Annotated in this window: 16 protein-coding genes; 4 read left to right on the top strand and 12 right to left on the bottom strand. The window is 61.3% G+C overall.

What is annotated here, in order from left to right:
- Nucleotides 1–3: 3 nt before the first annotated feature.
- From AC244Q_RS36590 to AC244Q_RS36555, 8 genes are all read right to left on the bottom strand, one after another.
- On the bottom strand, nucleotides 4–1,029 hold the full coding sequence (locus AC244Q_RS36590; protein ID WP_128406788.1) for an ABC transporter substrate-binding protein: 1,026 nt from the start codon (nucleotides 1,027–1,029) through the stop codon (nucleotides 4–6).
- A gap of 324 nt (nucleotides 1,030–1,353) precedes the next feature.
- Complete coding sequence (locus tag AC244Q_RS36585; protein WP_128406789.1) at nucleotides 1,354–1,692, bottom strand: hypothetical protein; 339 nt, start codon at nucleotides 1,690–1,692, stop codon at nucleotides 1,354–1,356.
- Between the two features lie 95 nt (nucleotides 1,693–1,787).
- Entirely contained in the window at nucleotides 1,788–2,885 is a 1,098-nt protein-coding gene (locus AC244Q_RS36580) for an ABC transporter substrate-binding protein (RefSeq protein WP_003555503.1), read from the bottom strand.
- Nucleotides 2,886–2,936: 51 nt separating this feature from the next.
- A complete protein-coding gene (locus AC244Q_RS36575) occupies nucleotides 2,937–3,977 on the bottom strand; it encodes an ABC transporter permease (RefSeq protein ID WP_003555504.1) in 1,041 nt (346 codons plus the stop codon).
- 18 nt (nucleotides 3,978–3,995) lie between these two features.
- Nucleotides 3,996–5,492, bottom strand: coding sequence for a sugar ABC transporter ATP-binding protein (locus tag AC244Q_RS36570; protein ID WP_012760670.1), 1,497 nt, complete (start codon nucleotides 5,490–5,492; stop codon nucleotides 3,996–3,998).
- Nucleotides 5,493–5,598: 106 nt separating this feature from the next.
- Nucleotides 5,599–6,492 (bottom strand): NAD(P)-dependent oxidoreductase, encoded by an 894-nt coding sequence (locus AC244Q_RS36565; protein ID WP_128406790.1) that lies wholly within the window; start codon nucleotides 6,490–6,492, stop codon nucleotides 5,599–5,601.
- Nucleotides 6,482–7,039 (bottom strand): gluconokinase, encoded by a 558-nt coding sequence (locus AC244Q_RS36560; RefSeq protein WP_128406796.1) that lies wholly within the window; start codon nucleotides 7,037–7,039, stop codon nucleotides 6,482–6,484. The genes AC244Q_RS36565 and AC244Q_RS36560 overlap by 11 nt, the downstream gene beginning before the upstream one ends.
- Nucleotides 7,040–7,052: 13 nt before the next feature.
- Complete coding sequence (locus AC244Q_RS36555; protein ID WP_003555509.1) at nucleotides 7,053–7,817, bottom strand: SDR family oxidoreductase; 765 nt, start codon at nucleotides 7,815–7,817, stop codon at nucleotides 7,053–7,055.
- A gap of 135 nt (nucleotides 7,818–7,952) precedes the next feature.
- Here AC244Q_RS36555 and AC244Q_RS36550 point away from each other — a divergent pair, with 135 nt between their 5' ends.
- Together AC244Q_RS36550 and AC244Q_RS36545 are read left to right on the top strand one after the other, a co-directional pair.
- Complete coding sequence (locus AC244Q_RS36550) at nucleotides 7,953–8,894, top strand: 2-hydroxyacid dehydrogenase (protein WP_128406791.1); 942 nt, start codon at nucleotides 7,953–7,955, stop codon at nucleotides 8,892–8,894.
- 10 nt (nucleotides 8,895–8,904) lie between these two features.
- Nucleotides 8,905–9,936, top strand: coding sequence for an L-idonate 5-dehydrogenase (locus AC244Q_RS36545; protein ID WP_128406792.1), 1,032 nt, complete (start codon nucleotides 8,905–8,907; stop codon nucleotides 9,934–9,936).
- Between the two features lie 76 nt (nucleotides 9,937–10,012).
- On the opposite strand, the gene AC244Q_RS36540 is transcribed toward AC244Q_RS36545, so the two are convergent.
- Nucleotides 10,013–11,089, bottom strand: coding sequence for a LacI family DNA-binding transcriptional regulator (locus tag AC244Q_RS36540; RefSeq protein WP_003555512.1), 1,077 nt, complete (start codon nucleotides 11,087–11,089; stop codon nucleotides 10,013–10,015).
- Between the two features lie 226 nt (nucleotides 11,090–11,315).
- Between AC244Q_RS36540 and AC244Q_RS36535 the strand changes: the two genes are divergently transcribed.
- Nucleotides 11,316–12,242: an SMP-30/gluconolactonase/LRE family protein gene (locus AC244Q_RS36535; protein WP_012760676.1), complete on the top strand. Its 927-nt coding sequence runs from the start codon at nucleotides 11,316–11,318 to the stop codon at nucleotides 12,240–12,242.
- A 64-nt stretch (nucleotides 12,243–12,306) separates the two neighbouring features.
- On the opposite strand, the gene AC244Q_RS36530 is transcribed toward AC244Q_RS36535, so the two are convergent.
- Entirely contained in the window at nucleotides 12,307–14,427 is a 2,121-nt protein-coding gene (locus tag AC244Q_RS36530; protein WP_128406793.1) for a VWA domain-containing protein, read from the bottom strand.
- The gene (locus tag AC244Q_RS36525) at nucleotides 14,424–14,948 is read right to left on the bottom strand and encodes an RNA polymerase sigma factor (protein WP_128406794.1); all 525 of its coding nucleotides are present in this window, start codon (nucleotides 14,946–14,948) and stop codon (nucleotides 14,424–14,426) included. The genes AC244Q_RS36530 and AC244Q_RS36525 overlap by 4 nt, the downstream gene beginning before the upstream one ends.
- A gap of 224 nt (nucleotides 14,949–15,172) precedes the next feature.
- Between AC244Q_RS36525 and AC244Q_RS36520 the strand changes: the two genes are divergently transcribed.
- The gene (locus tag AC244Q_RS36520; protein WP_003555516.1) at nucleotides 15,173–16,084 is read left to right on the top strand and encodes an alpha/beta hydrolase; all 912 of its coding nucleotides are present in this window, start codon (nucleotides 15,173–15,175) and stop codon (nucleotides 16,082–16,084) included.
- A 3-nt stretch (nucleotides 16,085–16,087) separates the two neighbouring features.
- Here AC244Q_RS36520 and AC244Q_RS36515 read toward each other — a convergent pair whose 3' ends face one another.
- The gene (locus AC244Q_RS36515; RefSeq protein ID WP_222085709.1) at nucleotides 16,088–18,091 is read right to left on the bottom strand and encodes a CocE/NonD family hydrolase; all 2,004 of its coding nucleotides are present in this window, start codon (nucleotides 18,089–18,091) and stop codon (nucleotides 16,088–16,090) included.
- Between the last annotated feature and the right edge of the window lie 33 nt (nucleotides 18,092–18,124).

Raw genomic sequence — 18,124 nt, 5'->3', positions numbered from 1 at the left:
GCGTTACTGGCTCTTGGCCAAGGCCGCGGCGCCGAGCTTTTCGAAGCGATTGTCGAAAATCTGCTCCACATTGAGGGGCTTGTTGCCGAGCTCGTCTGCCAGTAGATCGATGGTTTCCTGGTGGCGCTTCTTCACTTCGCTCCAATCGCTGGGAACGACCTGTTCGCCGGTCAACTTGACGAGATATTCCCCGTCCTCCTGGCTCAACCCCTGCTGACCGACGTAATATTCCTTGATCCAGAGGTCCGGGTTCCGGTTCACCCATTCGGTGGCGCGTGCCCACAGGCCGACGTATTCGGCGAGAGCTGCCGCCTTGGCGGGATCATCCAGAACCCATTGCGGCGCATAAAGATGGCTCGGATCATCCCGCAGGCCATGTTCCACGAGGGTCGCGCCATCGGGTCCGTATTGGGTGATGTAGCGCCTGATGTAGACGCCGCCGAGCGGTGCGATGTCGACCTGCTTGCTCGCCAGTGCCTTCGGGTAGACGTCACTGGTACTCGGCAGTTCCACCAGAGTGACGTCGCCGCTCTTCAAGCCTGCGGCACGGAGGGCGCGTAGAACGAGCGTGCCCTGTGCCTGACCCGGGCTGAAGGCGATACGCTTGCCGCGGAAGTCCGCGAGCGTCTTCACGGCCGCGCCTGGCGCGATGCCGAAGCGGTAGATGGGATTGGCGATCGGGTCACGGCGTTCGCGATAGGCGATGTTGCGGACGGGCAGATTGTTCCAGTTGGCGAAGATCGAAGGGATCTCGGCCACCGACCCGACGTCGAGTGCATGGGCGCGGAAAGCTTCCGACGTCTGCGGCCCGCCGCTGATATTGGCCCATTTGACCTCGAAACTGAGCTCCTTGCCGAGGCCGGACACTTCGAGCGCTTTCTGCGTGACCGGATCGCCGATCGTCAGCACTGTGCCCAGCGGCACTTTGGGAAGCAGGGGAGCGTCTGCCTCGGCTGCCGTCGGACCGTGAATGGCACTGAGACCAAGCAGACTGAACAACGCAATTTTGAATGTCTTTGCCAATGTCATCGTCGATCTTCCCGTTTCCGATTGCTGATTGCAGGAGCGATGCACGGTAAGATGGAATGTAATCTACTAAATCGATAGATTATTTAGTTTAATGAAAGTGGCGCTGGTGAAAAATTGTGCTCAAAAGGCGGGAAACCGAAACCACCGCGTCCGGCGCGTCGGCACGAGGGTCGATGTATCCAGGCGTGAAAAAAGCGCCTGGGACGTTCGTCCACGGCGCTTTACGGGGCCTTGTTTAACCCTGCTCTTGATAAAGGCTTGGCAGCAAACCGCAGTGACCGCCCTTCAGACGCCAAGCCGTCGCGGACGTCGGGATCGCCTGTGTCAGGTGCTATGCGGCGCGTATTCGTTGGCCGAGAAGACGTGATGATGCACCTTGCCAGTAAAGAGCTGCAGGAGTTCGCCGGTGACCTCACGGCTCTGCGACCGCACATCGGAGAGAAGTGCCGCGTTCACCGTGTCCATATCGGGATACCGAATGGCGAGCGCCATGGCATAGATCGGGGCGCCTTCGTCGCGCTCCATCCCGTCCAGCACCCGGATTTCCTCGGCGCCTGGAAATTTCGTCCAGAGAGGGACGAGCCGCTGCCGCACGAATTCGCGGAATTCCCGTTCTTTACCGGGATGGATTTCGCCTTCAAACAAAGCATAACGAATGATCATAGGTTCTCTTTTCCAAAACTCGCCGGAGCTGGATCGATGTTGGCGTGTTATCGTGAGGTCGGGGCGTATCGATCGATACGCCCCGATTGGAAGGGTTATTTGCCCCAGATTTTCTTGTATTGATCGCGATAGCCGTTGTCGGGATCGAAGCTGTTCTTCGGCCCACCGTCAAACTCGACGTTCTGGCTGGTCACCACATGGAGTGGCGACACGTAGCCGGACCATGGCGCTTTCGCAAAGGCGCGGTTCAATTCGTCGACGAGCTGCCAGCCCTGGAGGTTGAGCGGCTCGGCGACCGTGACGGCTTGGAATTGCTTGGCGCGGATACGCTGATAGGCGCTTTCCGACCCGTCGCCGGCTGCAACGTTCACCGGTTTTCCATCGCCTGCAATGCCGGCCGAGGCGAGCGACGGTCCCATGAAGTCGTAATAGAGGTCGTTGATCGCCAGCGAATGCGTCCACTTCGCGCCATACTTCTGTAGAAGCGACGTGGTCAGCTGCGGCATGCGCTGCGAGGTTTCGGCGATCGGCGTGTCGACATATTCGAGCACCGTGCCGCCGAGATCTTCGATTTCCTTCTTCATGCGATCGGCCTTGGCAATCGCGATCGCATAGGTGGAGTCGGTAAAGATGATGACGCCCGGCTTGCCGGCGGCATCGGCAAAGGCCCAATCCGCCGCGGACTTCGATACTTCCATCGCATCGGTAGTCACGTTTGCGAAGACACCGACTTCGGGAACCGGACCGACCGCCGAGGCAGCGTGCCAGGAAACCATCGGAATGCCGGCAGCCTTGGCTGCTTCCATCGCCGGCTTCTGCTCGACCGCGTCAAAGCCGTTGATGATGATGCCATCTGGCTTCAGCGCCATGGCCTGGCCGAAAGCCGCGGTCCGCCCGCCGATCGAGCCGGCGCCGTCAAGCGCCTTTACCGTCCAGCCGAGCGCGCCTGCCGCTTCCTGAACGCCATTGACCACGCCGAGGATGCCACCGTTTTTCATATCGCCGGCAAGAATGACGATGTTCTTTCCGGCAGCGCCCTTGGGGCCGCTCGTCGGGCCGTCCCAGGCGCTCACCTTGGAAGCATACTTTTCAACCACGGCCTTGGCATCGGCCATTGAATCGGCCCATGCCGGCATGCTGAGCATAACGGCGACGGTTGCGACCGTTGCCTGCAATAATGTTCTGCGCTTCATGTTCACTCCTCCATTTTGTTTGTTATGAAATGCCGGGATAAGCCGGCATCCTCATTTGGATGCGGGTGTGATCCTCCTCACAGCTCCGCGCTTGCGCTGGGCGTAGCCTGCGATGCCGATGGCAATCAGCAGGGTCACGCCGTTGAACAGCGGTTCGACGAAGAACGACCCGCCGAATTGCTGAATTCCTGATATTCCAACGGCCAGGATGATGACGCCGATCAAGGTGCCCCAGACGTTCACCCGTCCCGGCTTGATCGTCGTCGATCCGAGGAACGCGCCGACAAGCGCCGGCAGGAGATATTCGAGGCCGACGCTCGCCTGGCCGATGCGCAGCTTCGAGGCGAGCAGGACCCCGGTCAGGGCCGCGAGCAGCCCCGAGGTGACGAATGCGCCGATCACGAATTTGCGGACCGGAATGCCATTGAGGGCTGCAGCCTTCGGATTGGCGCCGATGGCGTAGAGATAGCGGCCGATCGGCAGGTATTCGAGCACGATCCACATGCAGATGGCGATCAGCAGCACATAGAAGCCGGTGATCGGAAGGCCGAACAGCATGGTGCCGTTCAGCGCATAGAAACCATCAGGCAGGACGCCGACCACCTGTCGGCCGCCGGTGTGCCAGAGCGCAAGCGCGTATAGGACCGTTCCGGTGCCGAGCGTCGCGATGAAGCTGTCGATCTTCGCAACCTCGACCAGCAGGCCGTTGATGCAGCCGGTCAGAACACCGAGTGCGAGCACGATGACGACCGCGACCGGCCAGGGCAGGCCGTAGGCCGTCTGCAGGCTGATGGCGAGAATGTGCCAAAGCACGATGCCATAGCCGACGGTCAGATCGATGCGACCCGATGCCATCGGGATCATCGCAGCCAGCGACAGAAGCGCGATGATAGCCTTGTCGGACACGATCGAGCGGACATTCAACACGGTCGGGAAAGTATCCGGCAGAAGGATCGAGAAGATCACGATCAGGCCGACGGTCAGGATCACCAGCCCGTAAACCGGGATCAGGCGTCCGATCTTCTGTCCTGTGGACAGACCGGCCATTTCGCTCTTGGTCGGCTCCAGGGCCGTGGATTCAATGGATTGCATGGCTGTTCTCCCGATGGCTCAAGCGGCTTCCGATGCGGATGCGGCCGTGATGACCGCCTCCGTCGTCAGAGCGCTTCCAGTCAGTTCACTGACGATTTTCCCGCGCGAAAAGACCAGCGCGCGGTGGCAGATATGGGCGATTTCCTCGAAGTCCGTCGACACCACGACAACCGCGAGACCGGCCTCGAGCGCCTGGGTGATCAGACGGTAGATCTCCGCACGCGCCCCAATGTCGACGCCGGCGGTCGGATCTTCGGCGACCAGCAGCTTGCGGCCGGTTGCCAGCCAGCGGCCGACGACCACTTTCTGCTGGTTGCCGCCCGACAGGGCCTCCACCGGCAGATCCGGGTCGTTTGGCCGTAGACCGACGGAATGGCCGATCTTATGGGCAAGGTCGGCTTCGCCGCGCGGCGACAGGAAGGACAAAAGCCCACGCCCGACGGCTCCCGGATTAAGGTAGGTATTTTCCCGAATGGACAGCGAGAGCGCCACGGACTCCTCCGTCCGGTCACGGGCAATCAAGCCGATGCCCGACGCCATTGCCCCTCGTGGGCTGGAAAGGTCGGGGGCCTCGTCATGCAGCAGAACCGAGCCGTTGAAGGGCTCGCAACCAAACAGGGCGCGGCCGATCCGTTCCTGACCGGCGCCACGCAATCCAGCCAGTCCCAGAAGCTCGCCCTCGCGGATATCGAAGGATATCGGGCCTGTGCCGGCGCAGACGAGATCGCGGACCTCAACGATCGCCTTGCCGGGCGTGATCGCCGTCTTGGAAAAGAGGCTGTCGCCGCTGCGGCCGATGATCATCGTCACCAGCTCCTCGGGGGTGGTCTCGCTGACGGGCTTCTGTCCCACCATGCATCCGTCGCGCAGAACCGCGACCCGATCGGCAATCCGGAAGATTTCGTCCAGCCTGTGGGAAACGTAGATCATCCCGACGCCACGATCCTTCAACGGACGGATCGCATTGAACAGCCGATCGACTTCATCGGCGGGAAGGCTCGCCGTCGGCTCGTCGAGCACCAGCACGTCGGCTTCGACGGCAAGTGCACGGGCGATGGCGACAAGCGACTTTTCGGTGCGCGACAATGCCGAGACCCGCGTCGTGGGGTCAAAGTCGCAACCGACCAGTTTCAAGGCTTCGTTGGCGCGCGCCTGCGTCCTGTTCCAATCGATGAGGCCGCGACGCATCGAGAAGCCCTGCGACAGGCCCATGTTCTCGCCGACCGTCATCCACTCGATCAAACCGAGATCCTGGTGGATGAAGGCAACCGGCTGCCGCTCGTTCGGCTTCGGGGGACGATGATGGTAGCTCTGGCCGCGAAACAGGATGTCGCCGCTATCGGGCCTGTAGATGCCCGCAAGTGTCTTGATGAGCGTCGATTTGCCGGCGCCGTTTTCTCCCAGCAGCGCGAGGATTTCTCCTTCGCGCAGGTCGATCGAGACGTCGCGCAGCGCCTGCGTTCCGCCGAAGCTCTTGGTGATCGACTGGAATTCCAGCAGTCTCTTGGCTTCCACTGTGGCTCCTCCCAAAGCTGCGGTTTTCATGGATGTATGTTATCGATAACATTTATGCGTGGTCAAGCGGAAAGATGGCGATCCCGAATTTAACTGGAGATTGGCGTCAGTCGGTTTGGAATCCGTCGAGAAGGCGCATCATCTCGGCCGAGTCTTTTGGCCCAAGCCCGGCAGCGCAGAGCAGACGGTGAATCTCGACCACCGAGCCAGTCATCGGCAGTGGCGTCTTCGTCTTCAGCGCAAAGGCTTGAAGCGAATCCAGGTCCTTCAACATGTTGTCGATTCTGCCTGTCGGCGAGAAATCCCGGGCGGCGAATTTCGCCATGAATTCCTGCAATATGCGGCTATCCGCCCTGCCGCCGGCAAGGGCGGCAGGAATGGCGGCCGGATCGACGCCGCCGGCTTCAGCGAGCTTGACCGCCTCCGCGACGGCCTGAAACAGCACGGCGCAAAACAGCTGATTGATCAGCTTCGTGGTCTGCCCTGCGCCGGATACACCCATCAGCGTGTAATTGGCGGCAAGATGCCGCATCACCACGCGCGCCCGTTCGAAATCCTCAGCACTGCCGCCCGCCATGATCGTCAGGCGTCCGCTCAGCGCACCGGGCACGCCGCCGGAGAGCGGGCAATCCACCCACGCCATGCCGGTTTCCCGACGCAGCCGCATCGCCATGTCGGCCGTGTCGGCCGGATCGATCGAGGACATATCGATCAGCACCTTGTCAGCATTCGCCGCCGCCGCAACGCCCTTTTCGCCGAAGACGACAGCGCGGACGATGTTTGCGTGATTGAGGCTGAGCACGCAAAACGCCGACCATGAGACCGCTTCCTCCACGGAGCCGGCCGCGCTTGCGCCCTTGGCCTGCAAAGCCGCAACTTTTTCGGTATCCAGGTCGTAGACCGATACCTTATGCCCGGTTTCGATCAATCGGGTGACGATCGCCGTTCCCATGATGCCGGCACCGATGACGGCGACATCTGCTCTGTAGTCATCCTGCATGATAATCTCCTCCCTTGACGGCCATGCCGCTCAGTCCCTTGCAAGCCAGTGCTACGATATCATCCAACGCATCATCGATTGCCACTGTCACGACATTAGCTTCACCGGTCGGCGGCTCCAGCGTCTGCAACTGGCTGTCGAGCAAAGTCGCGGGCATGAAATGGCCCTGACGGGCCTGCATCCGCGACAGCAGCAGATCGCGGGATCCCTCCAGGAAAACAAAGGCGAGATGCCCGTCCGCCGTTTGCCTCAACCTGTCCCGATAGCTTTTCTTCAGCGCCGAACAGGAAATCACCAGCCCTTGCGATGCGTGTTGCGCGGTCCTTATTTCCTCGCCGATCCGGTCGAGCCAGGGCAGGCGGTCGTCGTCGGTCAGCGGTATGCCCTGCGCCATCTTCTCGACATTGCCAGCGGGGTGGAGTTGGTCGCCCTCCAGAAACAGCATGCCGTTTCGAGCGGCGAGATGCTCGCCAACCGAAGATTTTCCGCAGCCGCTGACGCCCATGACAACGACGGCCAGAGGTGGCGCCTTTTTCTCGAAATCCATGGTCTCGTCTCTATCAGAGGCAGGTCGTGATACCGCCGTCGACATAGAGCGTGTGCCCGTTGATGAAGGACGATCCGCGGCCCGACAGGAAAACGGCGGCCCCCACCAGTTCATCGACATTGCCCCAGCGTCCGGCCGGCGTTCGCTTCTCAAGCCAGGACGAGAACTCGGGATTGTCGACAAGCGCCTGATTGAGCGGCGTCTTGAAATAGCCCGGCGCAATCGCGTTGATCTGCAGGCCGTACTTGGCCCAGTCGGCGCACATGCCGCGGGTCAGATTGCGCACTGCGCCCTTGGTCGCCGTATAGGGAGCAATGCCGGGGCGCGCCAGTTCGCTTTGCACGGAGGCGATGTTGATGATCTTGCCCTGTCCGCGGGCGATCATGGGTTTGGCCGCCGCCTGGCCGACATAAAATACGCTCGAAATATTGGTGGTCAGCAGCAGTTCCCATTTGTCCGCCGGGAAGTCTTCCAGCGGCGTGCGAAACTGCATGCCGGCATTGTTGATCAGGATGTCGAGCGGCCCGATATCGGCTTCGATTGCGTCGATACCCGCTTTGGCAGCGTCCTTGCTGGTGACGTCGAAGATCGCCGCATGGGCAGACAGGCCTTCCTCCTTGAGGCTCTCGACCGCGCGGTTGACGCTTTCGGGCGTGCGGCCGTTGATGATGACTTCGGCGCCATACTGCGCCAGGCCTTCGGCCAGCGCATAGCCGATCCCCTGGCTCGAGCCGGTGATCAAGGCACGCCGTCCGGTAAGATCGAACAGGTTCTTCATGCAAATAACTCCTCCGGTTTCGCCGCGGGCGACGGCTTCAACTGCCGCTGACGGTGAAACTCACTTGACATCGCTTTTCCGAATTATATGTTATCGATAACATAATCAACTGTCAAAATGCGGGATGGAAACGGAATGCCTAAGGTAGAAATCTTGATGACCGGAGCTTATCCGGAATGGGACATGGTGGATCTGGAGGCGAACTACCGCATCCATCGCCTGTGGGAAGCGGCAGATCGGCACGAGCTGATCTCCAGGGTCGGCAAGGATATCCGCGCCATAGCGACCCGGGGCGAACTTGGAGCGTCCGCAGAGCTGATGGCGCAATTGCCGAAACTGGAAATTGTCTCCTGTTACGGCGTCGGCACCGACGCCATCGACTTGTCCTATGCCCGCGCCAACGGCATTCGCGTCACCAACACCCCTGATGTGCTGACCGAAGATGTCGCCGATATCGCCATCGGACTGCTGCTTGCGACGGCAAGGCAGGTCCCGCAGGCCGATGTTTTCGTCCGCTCCGGCCAGTGGGGCAGCGTCGCGATGCCGCTGGTGACGCGCGTCTCGGGCAAGAAGGTCGGGATCGCCGGCATGGGGCGGATCGGCAAGGCGATCGCCAGGAGGGCTGCCGCGTTCGGCTGCGACATCTCCTATTTCGCCCGCCATGATCACCAGGATGTTGCTTACGCCTACGAGCCCGACCTTGTCGCGCTTGCCGACTGGGCCGACTTTCTGATCGTCATCGTTCCCGGCGGGGAGGCGACCATGAAGATCATCAATGCGGAGGTGCTCAAAGCGCTCGGTCCGAACGGCATCTTGATCAATGTTTCGCGCGGAACGACCGTAGACGAAGAGGCGCTGATCGCAGCCCTTCAAGACCGCACCATTCAGGCTGCGGGCCTTGATGTCTTCCTGAACGAACCCAAGATCGATGCACGTTTCCTGACCCTCCAAAACGTCGTGTTGCAGCCCCATCACGGCTCTGGCACTGTCGAAACCCGCAAGGCCATGGGCAAACTCGTCAGAAACAATCTCGCTGCGCATTTTGCCGGTAGCGCTCTTCCAACTCCCGTCGTGTGAGGACCCCGATATGAAAGCCATCGTCATTCATGCCGCCAAGGATCTGAGGATCGAAGAGCGCGAGCCGGAGGTTGCGGGCGCCGGGCAGGTGGAGATTGCCATCGAAGCCGGCGGCATCTGCGGTTCCGACCTGCATTATTACAATCACGGCGGTTTCGGCACCGTTCGCCTGCGCGAACCGATGATCCTTGGCCATGAGATCGCCGGCACGGTCAAGGCGCTGGGTTCCTGCGTCGCCGATCTTGCCGTCGGAGACCGTGTCGCGGTTTCACCGAGCCGGCCGTGCAACCATTGCCAATATTGCCTGAAGGGGCAGCAAAACCATTGTCTCAACATGCGGTTCTACGGCAGTGCCATGCCGATGCCGCACATTCAGGGCGGCTTTCGCCAGCGGCTGGTGGCGGAGCGTTGGCAGTGCCACAAGGTCGCGGACGGCATTTCCATTCACGAGGCCGCCTTTGCCGAACCCTTTGCGGTGACGCTGCATGCGGCAAACCGCGCCGGGTCGCTGCTAGGCAAACGGGTGCTGGTCACCGGTTGCGGCCCCATTGGGATGTTGGCGATCGTCGCGGCGCGCGTCCTCGGCGCCCGTGAGATCGTCGCGACCGACGTGACCGACAGCGTTCTGGCGATTGCGCGCACCAGCGGCGCCGACCGAACGATCAATGTTGCCACGCATGCTTCCGACCTCGCGGCCTACAGTGCCGAAAAGGGATATTTCGATGTCATGTTCGAAGCGTCGGGAAATGAGCGGGCGGTGCGCTCGGGCCTAGAAACGCTTAAGCCTCGCGCTGTTCTCGTGCAGCTCGGCCTTGGCGGCGATGTTTCCATTCCGCAGAATATGATCGTTGCGAAGGAAATCGAGATGCGCGGCACATTCCGTTTTCACGAGGAATTTGCGCTCGCCGTCGAACTGATCAACGCGCGTCGCGTCGATCTGAAGCCGCTGCTGACAGGTGTCTTTAAGATTGAAGAGGCCGTCGCCGCCTTCGAATTGGCCGGCGATCGCAGCAAGTCCATGAAAGTCCAGATCGCCTTCTGACCGACTGCATGATCCTTGCAGCCATTCAAAGTGTTACAGCGCCGCGCATCCGAAAAGACGCGCCGCGCCGCAGTACTCAAGCTGTCGGTGCGCCGTTCCGGTCCGTGCTTTCGCGCAAGACAACCTTGTAGCCGGTCAACGTGATCTCATCGCCGGTCGCCTCGCCGGTATGGAGGGTATCCAGCAGGCGGGCGGCGGCCTGACGGCCGATGCCATAACAATCCACATTGATGGTGGTGATGCGCGGATGACAGATGGACGAGATCTCATAGTCGCCGAAACCGGCAATGGCGATGTCCCTTGGAACCTTCATTCCCCTGCGCGTGCATTCCATGATGGCGCCAAAGGCGGAAAGGTCGGAGACACAGAGAACCACTTCCGTGTCCGGCCAGCGTTCCAGCAGGCTGACGATCGCCTGGCCGCCCTGCTCCATGGTGATGGGCGGCACGCCGAAGGAAATCATTCGTCCCGGTCCGAGGCCCAGTTCTTCGACTGTTCTCTGGAAACCGCTTCGCCGCTGGCTGCCGCGCGTATCGCGCGCCGTCGTTCCACCGATATAGCCGAACTTCCGATATCCCTGACTGGCAAGCGTCCGCACCAACAGGGCCATCGCCTCGCTGTTGGAAAACCCGACAACCTGATTGATCGGATCTTCCGGAAGCTCCCAGGTTTCGACAACGGGAATGCCGGCTTTTGCCAGCATGCGCCGCGCGCGCGCCGTATGCGAGCCACCGGTCAGGATGATGCCTTCCGGCCGGCGGCGCAGCATAGCCTCGATCAGTTCTTCCTCTTTCTCCGACGAATAGTCGGTATAGCCGAGGAGGAGCTGAAGGCCGGTATTTTCCAGTGCATCGGTCATGCCCCGCGCAGTGTCGGAAAAATTCGAATTGTTGATTGAGGGCACCAGGGCAGCGATGAAGCCGCTTCGCCTTGACGAAAGACTGCCGGCAGACAGGTCGAGCACATAACCGAGTGCGTCGACCGCCTCCATGATGCGCTTTCGGGTCTCCTCGGAAACGCTCGCGTCCTGGCGAAAGGCACGCGAAACGGTCATGGCAGAAACGCCGACATATTTGGCGACCTCCGCCATCGTCAGCTTTTGAGCGTCTCCCGGCTTGAGACGTTTGACTTTCGGCTCATCCTCGTTTTTCACTGGTCTCCGCTTTCAAACAAGCTTCCGAATTGGGTAGTTCAAGAGACGATAAAGTTATCGTTATCATCGTACAATCGATACTACTGCAAAAACACACCATTCCAACGCCCAGAAAGCAAGCTTCCTTGGGAATTTTGGCAAGGGCCGGCAGATCGGCGTCTGTACGAAGCCGTCAAAACACGACATGATGATATCGATAACAATCTGAGCGCAATGGAGGAGTATCATGTTCGGGCAAATTGACGGTACGGGGTTTGAGGTTCTCGACCCGCGTTTCGAAAGCTGCTTCGTCGGGCACACCCGCGTCGAGCGTCTTTGGACCGGCGGCCGCTGGCTGGAGGGACCGGCCTGGTTTGCCGCCGGGCGGTATCTGGTTTTCTCGGATATCCCCAACAACCGAATGATGCGCTACGACGACGCCAGCGGGCAGACGTCGGTCTTCCGCTCGCCCAGCAACAATTCGAATGGCAACACTGTCGACAATCAGGGTCGGCTGATTACCTGCGAGCATCTGACGCGCCGTGTCACGCGCACGGATTTCGACGGCAGGGTCACCCTTCTGGCCGATCGAATTGCAGGCAAGCGGCTCAATTCTCCAAACGACGTCACCGTCAAGTCCGATGGGACCGTCTGGTTCACCGACCCGAGCTACGGCATCCTCCACGATTATGAGGGCGACTACGGCGCAGAGGAAATCGGTGGATGCCACGTCTACCGGCATGATCCGGCAACAGGTACCACCGATCAGGTGACCTCCGATTTCGTCAAGCCGAACGGACTGGCCTTTTCCCCCGACGAGACGTTGCTTTACGTTGCCGATACCGGGGCAACGCATCTGCCCGGCGGTCCGCGTCATATCAGAAAGCTCGCGGTCTCGAATGAGGGGAGGCTGACCGATCTCGGCGTTTTCGCAGAATGTAGTGCAGGTCTGTTCGATGGTTTTCGTGTCGATCGCAAGGGCAGGATATGGACGAGCGCCGGCGATGGTGTGCACGCTTACGATCCGGATGGGACGTTGATCGGCAAGATCCATATTCCTGAAGGCGTCTCCAACGTGACTTTCGGCGGCGAGAAACTGAACCGCCTCTTCATCACTGCAAGCACGTCTCTTTATGCTGTTTATCTCACCGCCAACGGAACGAGACTGGGATGATCACTGAGCAGAGGCCGCCCTTTTGGGACGGCCTCTTGTTTGGTACAGTTTTGTGCCTCTTGCCTCATCGTTGACTGAGGCCGTCCGCCAGCCGAACGAGGCCGAGGAAATCCGACCTGTAGCCGAAGGCATCCGTCCCTCGCGATGCCGCGGCGAGATCGGCGATTGCCTGATAGGAATAGGTGTCGACGGCCGCGACATGGCTGAGTTTCTGGCCGAAGGCTGCGACGGCCACCGAGAAGCGTACATCCTGCGGCGCGGCATCGACGGTGGCGACCGCGTTGCCCTCGCGGACAGGCGTGGTGATGAGGGCGCTCTTGTCCTCGCCCGGCCGCTTGTAGCGCATCTTGACGAAGGCAAGCTCGCCTTGATGGGCGCTGTCGGAGGCCTCGGCCGGCACCTGATCCGCTGCGCCATATCGCAGGTCGTCATTCATCACGGCGGGACTTCCCTTCGGCGTAATCTCGTAAATCGCCGTGACGCTATGGCCGGAGCCGACATCGCCGGCATCGACACGGTCATTGTTGAAATCCTCGCGGTTCAGCGCCCGCGTCTCGTAACCGATCAGCCGGTATTCGGCGATCCGTTCCGGGTTGAACTCGACCTGGAATTTGACGTCGCTGGCGATCGGAAACAGCGTCGATCCGGCCTCTTCGACCAGCGTCTTCTGCGCCTCGGCCAAGGTATCGATATAGGCAGCACTGCCATTGCCGTTCTGGGCGAGCGTCTGCATCAGGGAATCGTTGAGATTGCCCCGTCCGAAGCCGAGAACGGTGAGGAAGATGCCGTCTTTGCGCTTCTCTTCAATGATGCGCTTCAAATCCTCATCGCTCGACGGACCGACATTGAAGTCGCCATCGGTCGCCAGCATAACCCGGTTGACGCCGTCCTTGACGAAGCCCTGCTTGGCAAGGTCGTAGGCCGCCTCGATGCCTTCGGCCCCGCCGGTCGAGCCTCCGGGCTCCAGACTGTCGATCGCCGACAGGATCTTCGATTTCTCCGCCACGCGTGTCGGCGCCAGCACCGTGCCGGCATTACCGGCATAGGTGACGATCGACACGGTATCGTCAGCCTTCAGCCTGTTGACCATGAGCCGGAAGGCGCTCTTCAGCAGCGGCAGTTTGTCCGGCTCGTCCATCGAGCCCGACACGTCGATCAGGAAAACCAGATTGGCACGCGGCGTGGTCGCCGGCGCAATATCATAACCCTTGATCGCCACATGCATCAATTCCGTGTCGCGGTTCCACGGGGTCGGCATGACAGTCACCGTCGCCTTGAAAGGCTGGTCGGCATTATCAGGACCCGGCCAGTCATAGGGGAAATAATTGATCATCTCCTCGACGCGAACCGATAGTGGATCGGGCATTGCCCCGCCCGTCAACGACCGGCGGACGAAGGCATAGGACGCGCTGTCGACATCGGCGGAGAATGTCGAAACCGGATCCGTCGCGACGCTCTTGATCGGATTTGCCGCCGCATTGGCAAACCGCTCGCGATTGGGATCGAGCTGCATCTGCATGCGCCCCTCCGCAGGCGGAACAGGCGAGGGGGCGATGGCGGCCATCGGTTCGGCAAACTGCCGCTGGGGGACGATGCCGGGAGCGGCCGGCGCAGCGCGTTTGGTAGCCCCGAGTGCCGCGGCAGAACCCTCCGGCTTGTTCGTGAGGGCGGCGTTGGCATCGTATTCGGATGTCTGCGACGCATCGGGTTTCGCGAGGGCCGGCGCCTCCTTGTCCTGCAGCGCTTGCGCGACAGCAACAGATTGCTCTGCCAGGCTGACGTTCCCGGCCGGTATTTGCGGCGCGACCGCAACCGGCTGACCGGTGGTTGCAGCCGGTTGTTTCGACGCCTCACTTTTCGAAAGATTGCCGGCGATCTCAGTCTGGTCGATGATCGGCAATCCGTTACGGGTCAGCTCGATCGCGAGATAACCGGCGGCCGGAATGACCAGCAGCGTCGCAAGGGCTGAACCGGCGAGGAATTTCTTGTTCATGGCAGGGCTCCATATCCAGTTGATGATGGAGCTTTGACGCCAGCCTTTCGCATTTCCTTGGGCCGCCGTTGCATTATTTTCCGCGGTGTCGAAGGCCTGCATCGCGGCAGCAAGTGCACGCGTACGCGCCTCCGGCGTTGCTGCCGGCGGTGTCAGGCGGGAGAGCTTTTCGAGTTCCTTGTCCACGGTCATACCTCTTCCTTGCCGAGCACGGCCTTCAGCCTCTTGCGCGCTTCATGAACCTGCCAGGACACAGTCGCCTCCGAGCAGCCCATGACATCGGCGGCAGCCGAATGGCTGAGACCTTCGCCGTAGACGAGCAGCACTGCGTCGCATTGCCTGTCCGGCAAGGCGCGCACGGCTGCCCATAATTCGCTCGATAGCTCATCGTCATTTCCGGCCGGCGCATCGGGCTGCGGTTCGACAGCGTAGGCGCGGAATGTCTGCTCCTCTCGTGCAAGCTTGCGTCTATGGTCACGGGCGGCATTGAGCGTCAGCGTATAGAGCCATGTCCTGAAGCGGCTGGCGCCGCGAAAGCTGCGGATGGCTGCGCCGAGCTTGACGCAGACCTCCTGGGCGATGTCGTCGGCATCCGTGGAACTGCCAGACCACCGCCACGCCGTCGCATGGACGAAATCATAATGGCGCGACACCAGTTGCCCGAAGGCCTCCCGGTCGCCGTCCTGCGCTCGTTCTATGAGCTCCGCGTCCAATTCCGCGCCTACCCCATGCTACCAAACAAGATGCTATTTCGAGATTGAGACGTTTCTCGGATGACTTTCCTTGGGTCGGCGATGAAAAAATTATCGCGAATTTTGAAAGCCGCGACATCCATGGGTCGCGGCCAGACAGATCGTCCGCGTCACAGAGGCGCATGATGAGGACAGAGTCGGCCAGGGACATGATCTGTCATGTCCCAAATCGCGAAAGGACCTCCATGTCCGCTCAACCACCTGCCCCCACCGAAAGGGGCATCCTGCAGTTTCTGGCGATTTGCGATTCCTTCTATCCGCCAGACGCCGTTCTAGCATCGATCGAACAGCAGCGACATTGGTACGACACGCTCTGCGCTCGTTTCGACCGCCCGCTGCCCCCGGAGATGATCTTTGCGGACGGCATGCTCCAGCGCATACCGATCCGGCGCTACCGCCCGCGGAAAATCAGCACCCGCACCATTCTGCTCTATCTTCATGGCGGCGGCTTTGTTGTCGGTTCGCTCGAGAGCCATCATGCCATCTGCGCCGAGATCGCCGATTTTGCCGGCGCGGAACTTGTTTCGGTCGATTACCGGCTGGCCCCTGAATATCGCTGGCCGGCGCAGACGGATGACGGCTTTACCGTGTTGAAGCATCTGCTTTCCGCCAACAGCAAGGTCGTGCTGATCGGCGACAGTGCCGGGGCCAATCTGGCGGCGGGCCTTGCATTGCGGGCGCGCGACGAGGGCCTGTCCGGAGTCGTCGGCCAAGTTCTGATCTATCCGGCGCTTGGCGGTGACCTTGCCGCAGGCTCTTACGTCGAAATGGCCGCGGCGCCGGGCCTGACGACGGCGGATGTCGGCTATTATCGCGAAATCCTGCAGGCGCCGGCAGGCAATGAGATCGCCGAGCCCCTGCAGGCAGCTTCGCTTGCCGGGCTGCCGCCGGCCTTCATCACGGTCGCGCATTTCGATCCGCTTCGGGACGACGGCCGGCACTATGCCGCCCGGCTCACCGCGGAGGGCGTCGAAGTCTGGTTCCGAGAGGAGCCGCAAATGGTGCACGCGTGGCTGCGCGCCCGCCACATGAGCGACGGCGCCCGCGACGGCTTCCGTGCCGTCTGCGAGGCCGTTCGGCGTTTGGCGATCGCCTGACGATCACATCAGGTCGCGCGCGATCCGCTTTTCGGCAAAGACCTTTTCGAAGATCTGCACGTCGTCCTCGAAGGCGGTGACGACAGCACTGATGACCCAGTCGGTCCGGGTGCAGGCAATCCGCGCGGTCGCCACCGTTCGCACGAACCAGCCGGGGCGGCGCATGTCGCAGGTCCAGGTCGAGGTCCCGGTCATCGACAGGGGATTATCGGGTGAAATCGACCAGAGTTCCTCGCGCAATTGCCGGGTCGAGAGGCCTGTCTCAGGGTGCTCGGTGAGCCCGGTATCCTCGTGAATGTGATACTCGGTCCTGTTGACCGAGAGATCGCGGACGACCTGCCGCTTCGTTACGGCGGCCGCGTGCTCGATGTATTTCGGCAGCGGATCGGGATTGGCTGGTTCCTTGATGTCGATCCGCTGGTGCTCCCCGAGCATCGGCAGCCCGAGGCCGAGTGCCGCGATATCGACCTCGATGCCTTCGGCATCAGGCGGCGGCAGGATCATCGGCCAATAGGCGGTGGAGAGCGAAAGGCGGATGCGATGCCCCTTGCGGAAGCGATAACCGCAGGCATCGAGCACGAGCCGGATCGACACCGTCTCACCTGGGATCAGCGGCTTGGGATCTGCATTGCCGTCCCGGTGGGTAAGATTGACGACGCCGAAGGCGACACGCGTCGCCGTGCCATCCGGATGGACATCGATGAGCCGGGCGCAGAGATTTCCGCTTGCCGCCTGCGACCGCAGCGCAAGCGTGAGCACAGGCCGGCCGAGATAGTCGTGATCGCCAGCAAGCGGCATCGTATCGAAGACCAGCGAGCCGGCATCGTCCGAGCGTTGATCAATCGCCATTTCGGCGTCGGGTTTCAGCGTGAAATATTCACCCGATGCAGTCCCGGTGTCGAGCGGAGAGCGGAGATAAACGGGATGTTCGGGCGCATGCGGGATCGGCATGCCTTCGGTCAGCTTGCCGAACTGCTCGACATAGAAGCACTGCATCTGTGGCGGCGACCAGACGTCCTTGGCGACCCAGAAACCCGGATCGCTGTCACGTCGCGGGGCAGGGCTGATGGCATCGAGAATATAGGCGCGAGCCTGCGGCAAGCCGTCGATGCCGTTATCCTCGCCCCGCAGCCATTTATTCCACCAGGCGATCGCCTCGCCATGGAAATCCGTGCGCGGCTTCGGCCAGGCGAAGTGCGGATATTTGTGAACCCAGGGGCCGATCAGCGCCTTCGCCTTGTCGCCCAGGCCTTCGACCGCCATCAGCGGCGTATTGCGGTAGCCGTCGGCCCAGCCGGCAATCACCAGCGCGGGAATCTCCACGCTCGAAAAATCCTCTGAGATCGAGCCGTGACGCCAGAAGTCGTCGCGCCGCTGGTGGCTCAACCACTCCTCCATGAAGAAGGGTTCGCCCGCCAGGCGTTCCAGCCACATCTCCTTCCAGCGTTCGCCGGCAAGCGCAGGATCGGGCGGCCGCGACTGGTAACCGAGCATCGTTGCAGCCCATGAGAGCTGAGCGGACAGATGGCAGCCGTTCTTGTAGTGGATGTCATCATTGTAACGGTCGACGGTCGAGGCGATCGATATGACGGCCTTCAGCGCGGGCGGGCGCAATGCTGCGATCTGCAGGCTGTTGAAGCCGCCCCAGGAGATGCCCATCATGCCGACCGAGCCGTTCGACCATGGCTGCGCGGCAATCCAGGCGATCAGCTCGCAGGCATTGGCAAGCTCGCTTTCGGTATATTCGCCGTCGATGACGCCGTCGGATTCTCCGGATCCGCGGATATCAACGCGCACGCCGGCAATGCCTGCGGCCGCGAATACCGGATAGGTCGACTCGTCCCTGAGGCTGGTTCCGTCCCGTTTGCGATAGGGCAGGAATTCGAAGACGGCGGGAACGGGATCTGTTTCCGCGCCATTCGGCATCCAGATGCGCGCGGCAAGCCGCGTCCCATCCTCCAGCGTAATCCATTCATTCTCGATGGTGGTGAAGCCGCGCGAGGTCATGCTCATTCCTTGATGCATATTCCGTAAGACGAA

This window comes from Rhizobium sp. CB2179 (assembly GCF_057653455.1).
The sequence above is the reverse complement of the archived record's forward strand: the minus strand, read 5'-3'. Positions and strand labels throughout refer to the sequence as shown.